The sequence below is a fragment of the Blautia sp. BIOML-A1 genome (assembly GCF_009883055.1).
GTDB lineage: Bacteria > Bacillota > Clostridia > Lachnospirales > Lachnospiraceae > Blautia_A.
On the sequence record NZ_WWVR01000050.1, the window covers coordinates 1 to 15,233 of the forward strand.

Below are 15,233 nucleotides of genomic sequence, written 5' to 3' on the forward strand. Positions count from 1 at the left end.
TATAACCTTTTGAAGAAAAAGGAATTCCGGTGGATCCAGTTGGATGGCGGAAAGTATCGCATCTCTAAGAAGAGTTTCGATGACTGGCTCGATAACTTGGAACAGTAAAAAACAGGGTGTTGATCTGGCAGATTTTGTCTGCAATCGACATCCTAAATTTTTATCTGGATTTGAGATATGATATAAGAAAAAACACTAACACTAAAAAAGACAGGAAGTGAAGAATAAATGGCAACAGCAATTATGAAACAAAAAGAAGTTCCGGAAATGGATGATGTTGCAGAAATCATTTCGAAGATATCAGAGGACAGTCCTTACAAACGTCGTCCAACGCAAAAGAGAACCTGGATGACCGTGCCGGAAATGGGAAAGCTGTTGGGATTAAAAAAGACAGATCGATACTGGCTGGTTCATAAAAATGTTTTTGAATCAAAAGAGATTGCCGGAAAGATACGAATCAACATTGCTAGCTTTGAAAAATGGTACGCCAATCAGATTAAATATCATAAAGTTACCGGAGAAAAACCCGGGAAAGAATTGAAATCCTGGTCCTATTCCGTTAAGGAAGTCGCAGATCTGTTGGAGGTTGATGATTATCTTGTTTATGATTTACTCAAGAAAAATCAAATGGAAGTTGTTATTGTCGATTATTGGAAACGAATACCAAAAGAATCTTTTCAGAACTGGTATAAAAGCCAGTCCCGGTAGAGGAGGTGCAAAAAGTGCTGGCAAGTGCATATCAACCGTATTTATATTTACCAAGACCGGTTTCCAGGAGACATCCCATGGATGTAGGACGCAGGGCAAAACAGTTTGCTCCATTTGCGGCACTTCGCGGACTGGATGAAACGATCCGGCAACAGGAAATCATTTACGAACCGAAACGAGATTTATCTGAGGAAAAGAAAAATGAGCTGGATATGAAATTAAGAATCCTGGCATATGGAATGAAGATACAGGCAACTTATTTTCAAAAGTCCTGGAAGGATCCATTAATTGGTCAGTACCATACATTATCCGGAACCGTAGAATTTTTTGATCCATCAGTCCACTTACGGATCGATGATACCGAGATTCAGATCCAGGACATCTGTGATCTGACTGGTGATGTATTTGAAACTATTGAAATATCATGTTAATTAATCACAGCGGAATTTTTTGTACCGGAAAGAGTGTGTGGTAGCTGGTGGAAGGATAAAAAAGGATGCACAGATCGACAAAGCAGATCTGATCAGAATAAAAATCGTGCTGTTCGTGCAGCTTTGGCACTTACGGAATGGATGGCATGATGCTCATAAGGCGGATTTGATTTCCCTTTGGATACATCGGATTACAGTTTTCCTTATATTGCAGGTTGGAGCAGCAGCCGGGAAATGAAGGAAATGAAAGCATCTATGGATGTGATCCGCAAGACAGCTGGTGAAATGATCGATCAGCTTACAGAAGAACTGGAAATCATTCTTGAAGAAAAACAAAAAACAGAATTACATGAAAAATACGGCATTTTGGTAGATGCACTAGAAGCAGCCGGATACCGCTATGATTATCGGGAAAGCGAACCGGGACATATTGTACTGGCACCGGATGGGACACATGAAATTGCTGGGTATTTGCAGTTTGAATCATGGGGAGATATCAAAGACTGGCTGGAAGATACGATTGCAGAAGGAACAGATATTTCGGAAAGAGTTGATCGGGCTTTGTATCCATTTAAGTTTGATTATACCCTAGAGGAAGAAATGTTCAGAGGTAATGGTGACCGCTATGCGATTTATCATGTGGATGAAGACACATCGGGAAAACAACATTTATTTATGAATATGGCAATGGTCAAAGAAGATGGCATTACAATCGATGCAGCAAATTATAAATGTGTCTATTCTGGCAGATTACATGAAAATGAAAAGCTGGATGATTTGTATGCCGTATTCAACGATAATCCACCGGCAGATTATAAAGCACATTCTATGTCGGTCAGTGATGTTATCATTACAAACCGTGGTGGGGATATGCAGGCATATTACGTGGATCGATTTGGATTTGCAGAACTTCCAGAGTTTGCAGCACAAAGAGAAAAAATACTCGATATTGTCCCGGAAATAGAAAATGTGGATTATGAAAATGATCTTACATGTATCAGCTTTTATGCGGCTGAATGTGCTGAATTTCCTGTAATGGGTGAAGTACATTATGACCTGACATTACCAGAAGCCTTGGAAGCTTATGAGAAAATCCCATCAGAACGTATGCATGGACTGAAATGTGTTGGCTTTGATCTGAAAGACGGAAGTGATTATGAAGGAATGCAGAGTCTGATGATCGAAGGAAAAATACAGAAAAAATTTTTGAATTCGATTCCTGGATTTAGAGAAAATTCTTATGTGCAAAATGCAATCAGTCGTGTGGAAAAGTACTTGGAAGAAAGACATCCAAATGTGGAAAATCCTCTGGAATCCAATAAGAAAGTGGATAACGAAAAAAATATAAGCGAAGAAAAAAACGAGAAGGAGCTGAATATACAGATGAAACCAATACCGAAAAAGAAAAGGGGGGAAATGAGCCTATGAGAAATGTAAACCTGGAAGAAAACGAACTGACTATTACTGCTATCTTCCAGCAGCACACAAAGGAAGAAACAATCCAAACACTGAAAGAAGCTTTGGAAGTTTTGGAACAGGAAGAAAGTGATCCTGAGAATGATGAAATAATTGAGATCATCAATTCTACAGTTGGAAAATTACAGCAGATCGAAGACAAATACTACTATTCTCTGGATCTGAATTATTATCTGAATAACTTGGAGGATGATGCCTATGAAGCTTAATCAATTTGCAGTCTACCGAGTAGATCAGCAGACAGCAGGAAAAGCACTGTGGCATCTGCCATATCAAGAGGCAAGACAGCAGAATGTGTCGATTACTGTCGAAAATTACCGATTAATCTCGATTCATGAAATGCAGGAAAATGAAAAAGTCGCTGACATCTGGAAACGGACGAAAAATCAATGCGAAGTCAGTGACGTGCTCGTATTGAACAAGAATGGAGAAATCAGCTGCTACTATGTAGATGAGAACTATCCACAGTATCTGGTCGGATTTATTCGTATCAACACATCCGGTGCACTGATCACTATGGAAACTGAGAATTATCAGATTGATGGGAAAAAGGGGAACTGGATTGCAACAGACACCGTCATTATTGATGGAAAACAGTTTTATTTGATGGAACATCAGGTATACCGAGATCAGGCCCAGGGTGTTATCCTGGATGCTTATGGAAAAATGGTTGTCGAAGAATGTAAGAAATTCGATGAAAAGACAAAACAAAAGATTCATGATTACATCCAACAGCAGGTACCGCTAAATCCGGTCGAACAGCTAAAACAAGATGGTAAAATCCGTCTGGAACATTACCAGAAATTCTACCAGAACGGCACTTATGAACGAAGCAGAGAATCTGGTACAGAAGCTAACTATGATATGGTGGACGGTCTGGTGAATAATCAGAAGAAGAACCTGGAAAAAATTTCTGATGCACGCAACAACAAACAGACGTCCCGAAATCAACAAAATAATAAACCCAAGAAACGAAGGTCCGTAATCAAACGACTGCATCAGAAACAGATTGCCATTGCTCGCCGGTCCGGAAAGCCGATACCAAAGTACCTGGATCAGGAAATGGAAAGAAAGCGGGGATAGAATATGCGAAGGTTAAAGTGTGAAAAAGAAACGATTATTCTGACTAATGAAGATGATGGATTCTATGATGTGTATACCTTCAATCAGAACTTGCAGAAACGGTTGAGGTCTTTTGCGGAGAAGTATCCGGATGATTGCTGGTTGAAAGGATCTTCGGAGGATGGTAGTGAAACGTATATGATTAAAAAAGGGCGGTTATCATTGAATTTAAGACCACCCTATTCCAAGGATAGAATTCATAAAGCAACCGAACGAATTATTGAAGAACAGAAAGAGCAATCGAAGGATTCATAGAATGCGATTTAAGAGAAAAAAGCCTCATGACCATGAGAAAAAATGAAAGCAAAATACGTTAGCTGATAAAGTGTATAGGCTCAAAAGGGAAAGTGCCCTTTTGGGCCTTTTTAATTTAAAATAGTTCTAAAGAACAAGTTGACAATCTGTAGATTCTGTATGTTTTAAAGATCAATCGTTATACTAATTTTAGACCGAATTATCGTTCTAAAGGAGGTGTCACAATGGATTTAAAGGCGGTTGGTCAGAGAATAAAAGCTGCAAGGGAAGCTAAGAATCTTACACAAGAAGAATTGGCAGCACTGGTAAACTTGAGTCCAACTCATGTAAGTGTTATAGAGAGAGGACTGAAAGTAACAAAACTTGATACTTTTATTGCGATTGCAAATGCATTAGACGTTTCAGCAGATACACTATTGATTGATGTTGTGACACATTCGGTTAGCGGCGTTACGAATGAATTATCTGAAATGATAGAGAAACTACCTAAAGAAAAGCAACAGAGAATTATCAATGCAGTGAGAGCATTGGTGGAATAAATACGTGAATAAGAAGATGGAAGGGCTTATTGCTCTTCTTTTTTATTTGGTTTAACGTGAAAATATGATATAGTAGTTCTAAAGACTTATATATAATTCTAAGGAACTTGATAAAATGAAGAAAAAAAATATAACACTTGTATTTGTTGCTATCGTTTTTTCGATTATTGTTGGAATGATAATTGGGAAAAGCTTATTAAAGCATAAAGAAGGTGAGCCAGATGTAGTTGGCAGTTTTTCTATGAATAGAGATGAGAATCTTACAGTAGTTGCTAACAGAAAAAATATTTCTGATAAAGAAGCATTTACAAGACTGCTTTTAAAAATGTACAAAGAGAATTCATTTCATTCAATAAAATTTTCTACAGATCATGGATATGCAACCAGCCTTGATATGACCGTATATTCTTGGAAAGAAGATATCGGAAATGGAAAATCCATTATGCAGATAGAATTTAGACCGATTGAATATGGAAAAGATTATGATATTGTTCATAATCCGGATAAATATGTGCTTTTTATCGATGGAACAGAAATAAAATGAAATATATAGATATGCAGATAAAGCGCAGAAAAAGAGGATTGCTCAGCACAGGAGGATATTTTCAATTACCCTCAAAATGATAAAAGCGAGGCAGCGGAAAATCCGTTGCCTCATATCAGTATTATGACAATTAATCTAGTTCCGCCCCTAACTCATACCTCCAATACTCCGCCGCCTCATATTCCCTAGATTCTGAGAGTACCGGTACAGTAAAGAGTTCAACCGGAACACCGAGTGTTGATGCAAAGATTTTCATAAGATCCTCTTTTGGTGTTCGGACATCGCTTTCATACTGAGCAATCCGGACATCAGCACAGCTGTCGGGAAATCCAACAGCCATGCCAAGTTCTTTCTGGGTGAGATGATTTTTCTGTCTTAAGTGTTTTAATTTTCTTCCAAATGTAATCATAGTATTATTCTCCTGTGCTTCCAAAAGCCCCAGTTCCTCGTTCTTCACCGAGATCCAGGACAAAGTCTGCAATCACAACCGGTGTGATCACCAGCTGACCGACGCGTGTGTCTTTATGAATGATCTGAGAAGATGTGCTCACGTTGCTGATAATGGCATGGATCTCACCACGGTAACCGGAGTCAATCGGTGGAAGTTCGCATACCAGTCCTTTTGCAGCCATGCTGCTTCGTGGAAAGACATATCCGGCAAATCCATCCGGGATGATGAGACCAAATCCAAGCGGAATTCTCGCAACTTCGCCTGGCTTTAATACGCAATCATAAGGCATGAATACATCCGCACCGGCATCATTTTCATGTGGCCGGAAGGGATGATGATCTGCTTTCAGACCAAAGTCAATCAGTTTAATCTTTATGGCTGCTCACCTCCTTCCTGATGAGCAATGGATAATCTGCTTTTAAGATATCTGACGGTATCCAAAGCTTTGAAATAGGATTCTGGCAGGACATCTGTTTTTCCATGCAGCTTCCTCTCTGACAGAATGGACCGGTCAGATCCGGTGCAAAAAGGATCGGGCTTAATTTGTACAATCTTTGCCAGATATAGAGCATCACGATCCTGGTTTCATCAGTATTTCTTCGGCAGGTTCTTTGACCAATCATATGCTTCCACTGGTAAGGTGTCGCGCTGATGATCAATACGTTTCGAAGTCCCTGAGGTGTAGCATATCCGGCTGAATCATGATCAATGCCTAAGGCACAGAGTTCTGCATAGTGATCCAGATCTGACTGACAGCTTTTCTTGTAAATATCCTGGATTTCTTTATCTGCTTTCATGATTCCATATGGAATAGCAAATGCAGCGTGACCGGAATAATTGCTGTACTGCAGAGATGCACTCATGTACTTTACTTCGTTCTGATGCCTTGTGATCTGTGTCAGAAAGCGTCTGCTTGCACCGACAACAGCCACGGTAATGACCATGAATTTCTGTACTGTCGGATGGGGAAGTCCTGCAATATTGTCTACGGTTTTCTGACTGTAGGATTGATGGTAAAGATCCATCAGATTTGCCATGTTCTGGATCGTATGACCGTGTTGTGTGAGCCTGGCAGCAAAGACCATATTCTGTTCTGCTTCCCGGATTCCATAGCAGTTTAAGATAGCTGTTTCAATGTGATCCATAGGCCTGTTCCTCCTTTACCAGAGCTTTTAAAAGAATCAGATAATTGATGCAGTCTGTGATCTTTTCATCCCACTGTTCCATATCAAAATGCAACAGAGTGGAATAACACATATCGTAAAGGGATACGACATGTTTCGACATCATGCCGGCCAGTGCTGCTTTTGGATCACAGTTCTGTAAAGCGGCAGCAATCTTGAATGCACTGAGGCGGTCAATATTATCACCGGTATATTCTTTCTTTTTATGTGCCAGAATATCGGCACACTTTCTCATCTGAAGTTCAAATACAACATTAAATTCTTCTTGTGTCATGTGATAGTTCCTCCTTTGTTTTGTAATAGTTATCGTTCGAGATCTTTGGTTTTTGATTTCACTGGTTCTGGAATTTGCATCTGAAGAATGGCATCAACATTCTGATCGGCAGTGTCCAGATCTTTTAATTTTTCTTTCAAGCTGCTTATTGCTTCTTCTTCGGAAGCTATCTGCTGTTGCAGTTTTTCTTTTTGTAAAGTCAGGGTTTTTAGGCTTGTCATCTTTCCATCCTGATAAAAGGATCTCAGCCAATCTCTGGCTTCTTCATATTTCTGAATTTCTTTCGCATGTTCTTTCCGGTACTTTCCTTTGTACTTTGCATTTGAAAATTGGGAATAAACTTCCTTGTTTGCATAGTACTGTCCGGTGTAGCGGATCTGATCGTTGAGAGTCCTTAGATTGGACCGATGCTGAGCAAACTGTGTCTGCATTTCTTTCAGTTCCTGCTTTGCTGCAAGCAGTGTATTTTTCAAATCTGACTGCGTATCAAATCCATGCTCCTGCACATAGATAATGGTATTTGCCATTTGCTGCAGGTTAGAAAGTTTTACCCAATGAGCATAAGCCGGGCTCTGCATTGCTTTCACATTTGTCTGGAGATTTACAACCAGGCGAAGGTGAGATCTGACGTAGAGAATGGTCAATGGATATCTTTGATGTCTGTACGAGGGTATGGGGAATCGGAATCCCCATCAAGAGACTTACCCGGAGGTATGCCGTAGCCATAAAATGGCGATACGGTAATACCTGGGTGGATCTTGCTCTTATTTGTATCCCTCTATATAACGAAACGCTCAGAGGCTGTTTTACAGTGGGGAAAAAGAAAAAATATCAAAAAATTGATGATTAATGGTGAGCTTGTGATAGAATGGAAAAAAGAGAAAAGCATAAAGGATGTAGTTGTGGAGAATATTTGTTATGATTAGAAAGTTGCTGAACGGAGATATCGATAGAATTGCTGACATATGGTTAAAGACAAATCTGAAAGCCCATTATTTTATTTCCAATCAATACTGGAAAAGTAATTATGAATTAGTAAAAGAAATGATGTCACAATACGAAGTTTATGTGTTTGAAGCAGATAAAATGATACAAGGATTTGTAGGACTAAATGATAAATATATAGAAGGTATTTTTGTCTCCGATGAAATGCAGTCATGTGGCATAGGTAAGCTTTTATTAGATTATGTTAAGGATAAAAAAGTTAGCTTACGATTAAATGTATACCAGAAGAATGCCAGAGCAATTTCTTTTTACCAAAGAGAAGGGTTCATTATTCAATATGAAGGCTTGGATGAAGCTACTGGTGAAAAAGAGTACACTATGCTATGGAAACGAAAATAGAAATCGGAATTTGTAGAATAGAGGAATTATGATGTTTGATAAGCACAAAAGGGAATCCTTGCTATTGCGGGACTTATTAAAGAAATTGATAATTATTGTGATAGGTTCCATTGTTGCAGCCTATGGCATTACACTTGCACTGTATGCAGGATTTGGTGGCGCCACGCTCGCAGTGCTATGGCAGGGTATCGCTGAAACGTTTCACTTGAGCATCGGTATGGCATCTTTTGTTGTAGCAGTGGGGATGATTTTGTTTGCATTAATTTACGATAAAAGTCAAATCCATATTGGGACGGTGCTATATCAAATTGTATACAGCACCTGTGTAGATGTATTTGCCACCTGCCATGTCTACAGTACATATCGATGGTTCAACTTCTTTATCATGTTGCTGGGTGTTATTTTGTTTGCTGTCGGGACCGGACTATATGCGTCTGCCTCACTTGGTCGTGGCTCTTATGAAGCAGTTACTTTTGCCTTGGCAGAAAAGAACAACTGGCAAGTTAAAATTGTTCGAATAGCATTAGATATTCTGGTTGTGATAATAGGTGTTTTGCTTGGCGGGAAGTTTGGCATATGCACAATCATTACAGTTATCATTTCAGGCCCGATTATCCAATTTGTTAATGCGAAAGCAAAACGAATTTTAAAGATATAATAGCAAAGAAACCTACAACTTCAAGTTTGATGAATTAAATTAGATGGCAATTGATGGAGTAACAAGTTGTATGAAAATTCGAGAAGTTAACAAAAATAAAAAGCAGTTTATATCATTATTGTTATTAGCTGATGAACAGGAGAGCATGGTTGATCGTTATCTTGAAAAAGGAACTATGTATGTGCTTGAAGATAATGATGTAAAAGCTGAATGTGTTGTCACCGATGAAGGTAACGGAATACTTGAAATCAAGAATATCGCAGTCGATCCGGAAAACCAGGGAAAGGGCTATGGCAAAGCACTAATTGATTTTCTTGCCAGTAAATATGCAGATGAATATTCTGTTTTGCAAGTTGGAACAGGTGACAGTCCATTGACGATACCATTTTATGAAAAATGTGGATTTGTTCGTTCTCACAAGATTCCCAATTTTTTTACTGACAATTATGACCACACAATTTATGAGGGCGGTGTACAGCTAATAGATATGGTATATTTGCAAAGACATATATAAATTCAAGTTGATATTCCACTTATTTTAGGAAATTTAATAACTATTATATTTGATTATCAAATTCTTCGCAAACCCTTGAAAACACTAAGTTTGTAGCAAGTGTACTTTCCCTTACTCTTTCCCTTGTGTTACATTCTCCCATTAGCTTTCATGAACCTTAATATGGGAAAAATTAAGGGAAAGAAAATTTCATAACACAGTATAACATATAACAATAACAACATGGTGAACTGATTGAAATGTTTTCGATATTTAACTCTATAACTGATTATTAAAAAAATGGAGATAAGATACGATGAGAACAATATTTGCAGAATACAATCCACACAGAAACAGCATTGATGTTTATACCAATGCCGGTTATATGCTCCGCATTGACTGTTGGGAAGCTGAGAAGAACTTAAAAACCACTCCTGGATCAGACTGCGCATTAAATACACTTGCTATTGATGAGCCACTTGAATATGCACGATTATATCTTGATGGTAATATGCAAATGTGGGTAGATGCAGAAGATTCTTTGGAATTGTAAACCACAAGTAGCCTGTATGCTTTATTTTACATACAGGCTACTTAATCAAAATCACCATAATTGATCAAGCAAGTTTTTTTAATATACCTCGGAGTCATTTTCGTTCGATCTTTCATCGCTAATAAAATTTCTCTGAAGTGATAGCAGATAACAGATTGGCAGGTTTTTCTAAAAAATAATCTGCTTTTATGTGCTTATTATGACTGCCCCATACTGCTAAAGCAAAATCAATTCCCGCATTTTCCGCACATTTACTGTCATATTTGCTATCTCCGATATAAAGTACTTTCCTATGGTCTGTTTTTGATAATTCCACATATTTCAAAATCGGTGCGGCATTGGGTTTATGTTCCTGTGTATCGTCTGCACATATGATTGTTTTGAAATAATGACTGATACCAAACGGACAAAAATCATGTGTAAATTCTTCCCTTGTCTTTGATGTGACAATCCCCATTTCATAATCCAGACTTAGAAGATTTTTCAATAATTCAACGATTCCGTCAAATACTTTAATGTTATTTGTATAGTTACGCATATTTTTATCCCATAATTCTATCGCATAGGAAGTGTCTTTTATCGCAAGTTTTTTCAAAGCGTCTGTTCCTGTAATCCCTAACGCAAATCTTAGTTCAGAACATGGTATCTCTCTCCCGGACAATCCCTTTATAGTTTCCTGTAAAGAATGTAATACAGCATATTCCGTATCAATCAGAGTGCCGTCAATGTCAAAAACGATATGCTTATACTTCATGCTGCCACCTTTCCCTGTCTGTATCAAAATAACGTATCACCCTGCATGGATTTCCTACTGCAACACAATTAGGCGGGATAGGGCGGGTAACTACACTTCCAGCCCCTATCACGCTGTTTTTTCCTATAGTGACTCCGGGCAGAAGAATACAGCCGCCGCCAATCCAGACATTACTTTCTATTTCTATCGGACGTGCATAGGTTCTAAAAAATGTTGTCTGACGTTCCCTCCAATCCGGCACAAACCTTTCCTGTGGTAAGACAGGGTGTGAAGATGTATAAATCTGCACATTTGACGCAATCAATACCCTGTCGCCAATTCGGATAGTTTTGTTATCCACAAAGGTACAATTCATATTGACGATCACATCATTTCCCAAAAAAATATTTTTTCCATAGTCGCAATGAAAAGGCGTGTCGATTGCCACATTTTCCCCTATTCCGCCCAACAGCTCCCGAAGAATGGAAGTGCGTTTTTCTGTATCTCTATAATCAGAAAAATAATATTTCCGTGTTAATTCCCTTGTGCGGGCAATCTGCTTTAACGTATCGCTGTCCGCTGTTTCCAAAAAATCACTGGATTCGTAATACACAATATCCCCCCTTAACGAAAACTGTTTTCCATAACGCCCGGAAGCAGGGCATAGATAGAACAGCCAATCTGATCCTCAAACCGTTCTTTAATCTCTAAAATCTTTTTCCATCTGTCTATTGTCGCTGGGTGAACGCCGTATCGCATTGTCACGTCTACAAATCTCTTTTCCAAAAGACAGAACCCCGAAGGCATAGCCAATGCGTCACATAACTGTACAAGACGGTCATAATCATCATATACCGCATTTGCAACAAATTCTTTCATAAACAGGTAATCCTCATCACTGACATCAAACTCTCCGATAGATGTGGCAATATCCTGTATCATAAATGCGTGGGATATACATATTTGTGCGGCTTTTCCCCACCCACGCTCCATACAGTAACGATAGCCGTCTATCAGATGCCTTTCCGAACTCACTCCGGCATAACGTCCAATATCGTGTAACAGCCCGAAAATATACGCCTGTTCAGAAGATAAATCTTTACAGTGTGACGCAATGTTTTTACAGGCTTCGGCTACATACCGGGAATGTTCTGCCCATGCTCCCGGATTGGATTCTGCCGCTTCCCTTAATGCCAGTTCTGCGGTCTGAATGTTCAACTCCATTTTTAACTCCTTTCAAAAGGGCGGGGCTGGAAGATAAACTGTCCAGCCCCTTTATGATGAAATATTTACAGATAAATCAGCAATCCCCGGCATAGTACGAAACAATGTTCATATAGTCCGTTGGATTCGGAACTTCTAAAACAAGCCGCAAACAGTTTTTGTTTTGGGAGTATTGCCGCCACAAACTGCCCTGTATCTTTTCTTCCCCATTGATGTTTTGTTTTTTACCATCCGGGCAGAGCATATTTACTTTGCCGGAACAGCTATTGACCGTATCTAAAAAATTTTTCATGTTCAGAATGTTCAGTTTTACCACTTTGCACTCACCTCCTGTAAATGACGGATTTACTTTACAGGTATCATTATAATGCAAAAGGAATAGAAAAAATATTTCTTTTCTGCCCTTATCTATCACTATTCTGCCATTTTCTCCGATATTCTGTGGGTGAACAATGTGTGTATTCTCGAAAAACCTTTCCAAAATAACTGCTACTCCCCAAACCGCACTCATGGCTGATAACGGTAACTGCTTCCTGCCCCTTTGCTAGCATCTGACAGGCAGCTTGCAGACGGTAAGCCTTTATATACTCTACGGGTGTCATGTGCAGACAGTCATGGAACACTCTATAACACTCCCTTTCGCTTAGGTATGCTGCTGCCGCAAGTTCCGGGATAGAGATTTTCTCTCTGTAATGTTCGTGAATATATATCATCATCAGCTTTATTTTATCGTTGCTTTTATTATGTTCCCCCTTTTTTTCACGCATAGGACGGGATAGTTCAAAAAGCATGAGCCATATTTCTGTTAGGGTTTCCCGCAGTTTTATTTCATATCCAAATTCATCACTGGATAAACGAAATGAAGCGGCAAGCAGTTTCAAAATCCTTTCTTCTTCTGCATTGCCTGGAAAAAGCGGAATTACCTCAATCTGTGGGGCTGTTATGATAGGCGCAATATATTTTTGTTCAATCCTGCTTCCCTGTTCCCCGGCAAGTAGGGAAACATCGAAAATATGAAGTAGCTGTATATTCTTTTCTTTCTGCGATATTGCTTTTGTCATATGGAGTACATTGGAATTTACTATGCCGCCGCTTCCAGCCGGAAACAACAGTTTTCCTCCCGGCGTATCATATTCAATGCTACCACTTTCCATATAAAAAAGTTCCACTGTCTTGTGCCAGTGCCACGGTACATAATGTCCGATATACTTGTCAAGTTCTGCCCTTGAAGCGATATAGGGAAAATCTTTTTCAAAACCGGGAAGCAGTTCTTCCTTGCTTCCAGTATAAAATTCAATGCTATGGATATTTTTCATGTCTGTTCACCTGCACATCTGCGATTTTGTATCTGCTTTATGGATTAAATATACTAGAATAGCTCGGTAATTGTCAATCAATCAAAACAGATTCATTTGGAAGATTATAAAAAATAGTGTTAAAAATCAAAGAACAGTTTTCACAGACTCTAAAAATCTGGATAACTAAAAATAAGTATATTTGTTTTGTGAAAAACAGGCAGTTTTACCTGCCCATTTTACTTTAAAAATATCCTCGTTTTTCTCGCCAGTTTTTCACATAACATCGGATTCCGATATAAACCGCATGTACCAGAAGTAGCAACATAATGAGGTTTATCGGAATAATTGATTTTATCCATTTTCCGAAATAGATTATGATAGCTGTACTCATTATCACCACCATGATGCTGATAATATCCCAGCAATATTTCCGGTAGATTTTCCCCACCTGATAGCCAGTCCCGATTATCAGCAATCCCGTTATGATAAATAAAATTCCCATAACAATACTTACAATCAGCCAGTACACAATCCCTGAAATGATACTATTTGAGATTCCACTGCTTAACTGTCCGAAAGAATCTGCACCTGCAACAAATTTTTGAAACAGGCTTAAGATTCCTTTAGCAAACATACTGAAAAAGCTAATACAGTCACTAAAGAAAACTGGAGAAAGGATAGCAGTGAATAGTGTAATGGCTATACTGTACCATGCCAGCAGAAACAGGATACTTTCATAACCAGCCGTCATATTTTTATATTTTTTCTCTAACTGAATTTTACGGTTATCGCATTTTTCTTTTGCTTTTTGGTAAGCAGTGCGGTCACAGTTATCGCATTTCTCATAGGGCACTTTTTTCTCAACAGCTACCTCTGTTGTCTTTTGGTGTGTCTGTGCATAGCGTTTTGCCTGTTCCGCTTTTTCATACCTAAATTTCCATGCCACGACTTCTGCGTCGGCTCTTTTCCTGCTGTCTGTCTCGTTGGCTAATTGTTCTTCTATTTTCCTTAATCTTGTCCGCAATGCTTCGATATTCTCGACTCTGTTTTCGCTGTTCAATTTCTCGTTCAAGGTCAGCGATCTGTTTAGCTGCCTGTTCAGTTCCATAATCATCTGGTCTTTCTGATCCAGTTCGTCCTGCATCTGTTCTGTCATCTGTAGAAGTTCTTCCACTTGACCGACGTTCTCTAAGTTTACGCATTCTCGCATCTATATCCCTCACTTTCTCTATCTGCTGTTTAAGGTCAGTAATTCTCTGCTCTGTTTCAGCAATAAGCTGTTCTCGTTGTTCAGCTTCTGCGTTAATTCCTGCCATTGCTGATTCTCGGTTTCCAACTGTTCGATTCTGTTTTTCTGCTGTTCAATCTGGGAAAACAGTTCTTCTGTATCTGGCAAAAGATTCAGCAGTCCGGATAACTCGCTGTTTAATATCTGCAAACTCTGGTTCTGCTCCTGAAAGGACAGAAGCTGTCTGTCTTTTTCCTGTAATTCCTGTACCATCTCTGCCATAAGGTTCTGCTGTTCCTCGATCTGGTTTATCATTGATTCCATCATGGGAATGACTTCCCGGCTTTCTTCTAATGTCATTTAATCGCTCCTTCCATAATGATAATGCACCTGATACTTTTCCAAAGGTGTCCAGTATCTTTTGCAATAACGTGTTTTGCTGTTTTATGATTTGATTTTCCGCTACTTTCCACGAACCTTTTATTTCCTGCCCGGCAAGAAATTTTTGTTCAATCTTTCTTGCGTCAGCACCTTCATGGATGGTAGGAATCTGGAGTTTTCCCTGTTTTTCATAAGAACGGTGATTAACCTGATTATGCAAAGGAAGATGTTCATTACACACCTTTGCCCACTCACTCCGCCACAGCTCACAATTTTTGGGATTGTTCCATCCAGTAGCATCGGTCAGCACCCGTTTCCATTGCAGGCGGTTTCTTGC

General features: G+C 39.0%; 23 protein-coding genes and 2 pseudogenes. 12 read left to right on the top strand and 13 right to left on the bottom strand.

Annotation, left to right across the window (positions count from 1 at the left end; all coding sequences use genetic code 11):
- The 8 genes and pseudogenes from GT674_RS17975 to GT674_RS15525 form a co-directional block, all read left to right on the top strand.
- Window positions 1-108, top strand: a pseudogene (locus tag GT674_RS17975) (helix-turn-helix domain-containing protein); the annotation flags it as partial.
- Window positions 109-228: 120 nt separating this feature from the next.
- A complete protein-coding gene (locus GT674_RS15490; RefSeq protein ID WP_243149156.1) occupies window positions 229-708 on the top strand; it encodes a helix-turn-helix domain-containing protein in 480 nt (159 codons plus the stop codon).
- A gap of 14 nt (window positions 709-722) precedes the next feature.
- Window positions 723-1,139: a hypothetical protein gene (locus GT674_RS15495; protein ID WP_242970693.1), complete on the top strand. Its 417-nt coding sequence runs from the start codon at window positions 723-725 to the stop codon at window positions 1,137-1,139.
- Between the two features lie 234 nt (window positions 1,140-1,373).
- Window positions 1,374-2,567, top strand: a complete 1,194-nt coding sequence (locus GT674_RS15500) for a YodL domain-containing protein (RefSeq protein ID WP_243149157.1) — start codon at window positions 1,374-1,376, stop codon at window positions 2,565-2,567.
- A complete protein-coding gene (locus tag GT674_RS15505; RefSeq protein ID WP_003864553.1) occupies window positions 2,564-2,824 on the top strand; it encodes a transposon-transfer assisting family protein in 261 nt (86 codons plus the stop codon). The genes GT674_RS15500 and GT674_RS15505 overlap by 4 nt, the downstream gene beginning before the upstream one ends.
- Window positions 2,814-3,698, top strand: a complete 885-nt coding sequence (locus GT674_RS15510; RefSeq protein ID WP_161286516.1) for a YodL domain-containing protein — start codon at window positions 2,814-2,816, stop codon at window positions 3,696-3,698. Before GT674_RS15505 ends, GT674_RS15510 begins: the two co-directional genes overlap by 11 nt.
- Before the next feature lie 518 nt (window positions 3,699-4,216).
- The gene (locus GT674_RS15520) at window positions 4,217-4,531 is read left to right on the top strand and encodes a helix-turn-helix domain-containing protein (RefSeq protein WP_003864550.1); all 315 of its coding nucleotides are present in this window, start codon (window positions 4,217-4,219) and stop codon (window positions 4,529-4,531) included.
- A gap of 115 nt (window positions 4,532-4,646) precedes the next feature.
- Window positions 4,647-5,075, top strand: coding sequence for a hypothetical protein (locus GT674_RS15525; RefSeq protein ID WP_161286518.1), 429 nt, complete (start codon window positions 4,647-4,649; stop codon window positions 5,073-5,075).
- Window positions 5,076-5,205: 130 nt separating this feature from the next.
- Here GT674_RS15525 and GT674_RS15530 read toward each other — a convergent pair whose 3' ends face one another.
- Genes GT674_RS15530 through GT674_RS15550 form a run of 5 tightly spaced genes read right to left on the bottom strand, consistent with a single transcriptional unit; the run spans window position 5,206 to window position 7,511 of the window.
- The gene (locus tag GT674_RS15530; protein WP_161286519.1) at window positions 5,206-5,484 is read right to left on the bottom strand and encodes a helix-turn-helix domain-containing protein; all 279 of its coding nucleotides are present in this window, start codon (window positions 5,482-5,484) and stop codon (window positions 5,206-5,208) included.
- Between the two features lie 4 nt (window positions 5,485-5,488).
- On the bottom strand, window positions 5,489-5,902 hold the full coding sequence (locus tag GT674_RS15535; RefSeq protein ID WP_118001296.1) for a dUTP diphosphatase: 414 nt from the start codon (window positions 5,900-5,902) through the stop codon (window positions 5,489-5,491).
- Complete coding sequence (locus tag GT674_RS15540) at window positions 5,892-6,671, bottom strand: FAD-dependent thymidylate synthase (protein ID WP_161286521.1); 780 nt, start codon at window positions 6,669-6,671, stop codon at window positions 5,892-5,894. The genes GT674_RS15535 and GT674_RS15540 overlap by 11 nt, the downstream gene beginning before the upstream one ends.
- A complete protein-coding gene (locus GT674_RS15545) occupies window positions 6,658-6,984 on the bottom strand; it encodes a hypothetical protein (RefSeq protein WP_029471619.1) in 327 nt (108 codons plus the stop codon). The genes GT674_RS15540 and GT674_RS15545 overlap by 14 nt, the downstream gene beginning before the upstream one ends.
- A gap of 29 nt (window positions 6,985-7,013) precedes the next feature.
- Window positions 7,014-7,511 carry a hypothetical protein gene (locus tag GT674_RS15550; protein WP_243149158.1) on the bottom strand — a complete coding sequence of 166 codons (498 nt, stop codon included), beginning with the start codon at window positions 7,509-7,511 and terminating at the stop codon, window positions 7,014-7,016.
- Between the two features lie 391 nt (window positions 7,512-7,902).
- On the opposite strand from GT674_RS15550, the gene GT674_RS15555 reads away from it, so the two are divergent.
- The 4 genes from GT674_RS15555 (at window position 7,903) to GT674_RS15570 (ending at window position 10,032) form a co-directional block, all read left to right on the top strand.
- Window positions 7,903-8,328 carry a GNAT family N-acetyltransferase gene (locus GT674_RS15555; protein WP_055163316.1) on the top strand — a complete coding sequence of 142 codons (426 nt, stop codon included), beginning with the start codon at window positions 7,903-7,905 and terminating at the stop codon, window positions 8,326-8,328.
- Between the two features lie 28 nt (window positions 8,329-8,356).
- Window positions 8,357-8,986, top strand: coding sequence for a YczE/YyaS/YitT family protein (locus GT674_RS15560; RefSeq protein WP_005608570.1), 630 nt, complete (start codon window positions 8,357-8,359; stop codon window positions 8,984-8,986).
- A gap of 43 nt (window positions 8,987-9,029) precedes the next feature.
- Complete coding sequence (locus GT674_RS15565) at window positions 9,030-9,500, top strand: GNAT family N-acetyltransferase (RefSeq protein WP_330585624.1); 471 nt, start codon at window positions 9,030-9,032, stop codon at window positions 9,498-9,500.
- A gap of 295 nt (window positions 9,501-9,795) precedes the next feature.
- Complete coding sequence (locus tag GT674_RS15570) at window positions 9,796-10,032, top strand: DUF6061 family protein (protein WP_012744332.1); 237 nt, start codon at window positions 9,796-9,798, stop codon at window positions 10,030-10,032.
- Between the two features lie 118 nt (window positions 10,033-10,150).
- On the opposite strand, the gene GT674_RS15575 is transcribed toward GT674_RS15570, so the two are convergent.
- The 8 genes and pseudogenes from GT674_RS15575 to GT674_RS18310 form a co-directional block, all read right to left on the bottom strand.
- A complete protein-coding gene (locus GT674_RS15575; RefSeq protein WP_016304801.1) occupies window positions 10,151-10,786 on the bottom strand; it encodes an HAD family hydrolase in 636 nt (211 codons plus the stop codon).
- Window positions 10,776-11,378 (bottom strand): sugar O-acetyltransferase, encoded by a 603-nt coding sequence (locus GT674_RS15580; RefSeq protein WP_117674858.1) that lies wholly within the window; start codon window positions 11,376-11,378, stop codon window positions 10,776-10,778. The genes GT674_RS15575 and GT674_RS15580 overlap by 11 nt, the downstream gene beginning before the upstream one ends.
- An 11-nt stretch (window positions 11,379-11,389) precedes the next feature.
- Window positions 11,390-11,989, bottom strand: a complete 600-nt coding sequence (locus GT674_RS15585) for an HDOD domain-containing protein (protein WP_019162948.1) — start codon at window positions 11,987-11,989, stop codon at window positions 11,390-11,392.
- Window positions 11,990-12,065: 76 nt separating this feature from the next.
- A complete protein-coding gene (locus GT674_RS15590) occupies window positions 12,066-12,305 on the bottom strand; it encodes a hypothetical protein (protein ID WP_016304805.1) in 240 nt (79 codons plus the stop codon).
- An 88-nt stretch (window positions 12,306-12,393) separates the two neighbouring features.
- Window positions 12,394-13,305: an AraC family transcriptional regulator gene (locus GT674_RS15595; protein ID WP_016304806.1), complete on the bottom strand. Its 912-nt coding sequence runs from the start codon at window positions 13,303-13,305 to the stop codon at window positions 12,394-12,396.
- Between the two features lie 223 nt (window positions 13,306-13,528).
- Window positions 13,529-14,443, bottom strand: coding sequence for a DUF6040 family protein (locus tag GT674_RS15600; RefSeq protein WP_244095636.1), 915 nt, complete (start codon window positions 14,441-14,443; stop codon window positions 13,529-13,531).
- A gap of 72 nt (window positions 14,444-14,515) precedes the next feature.
- Window positions 14,516-14,875: a hypothetical protein gene (locus GT674_RS18305; protein ID WP_173736607.1), complete on the bottom strand. Its 360-nt coding sequence runs from the start codon at window positions 14,873-14,875 to the stop codon at window positions 14,516-14,518.
- 202 nt (window positions 14,876-15,077) lie between these two features.
- Window positions 15,078-15,206, bottom strand: a pseudogene (locus GT674_RS18310) (MobA/MobL family protein); the annotation flags it as partial.
- Window positions 15,207-15,233: the final 27 nt, after the last annotated feature.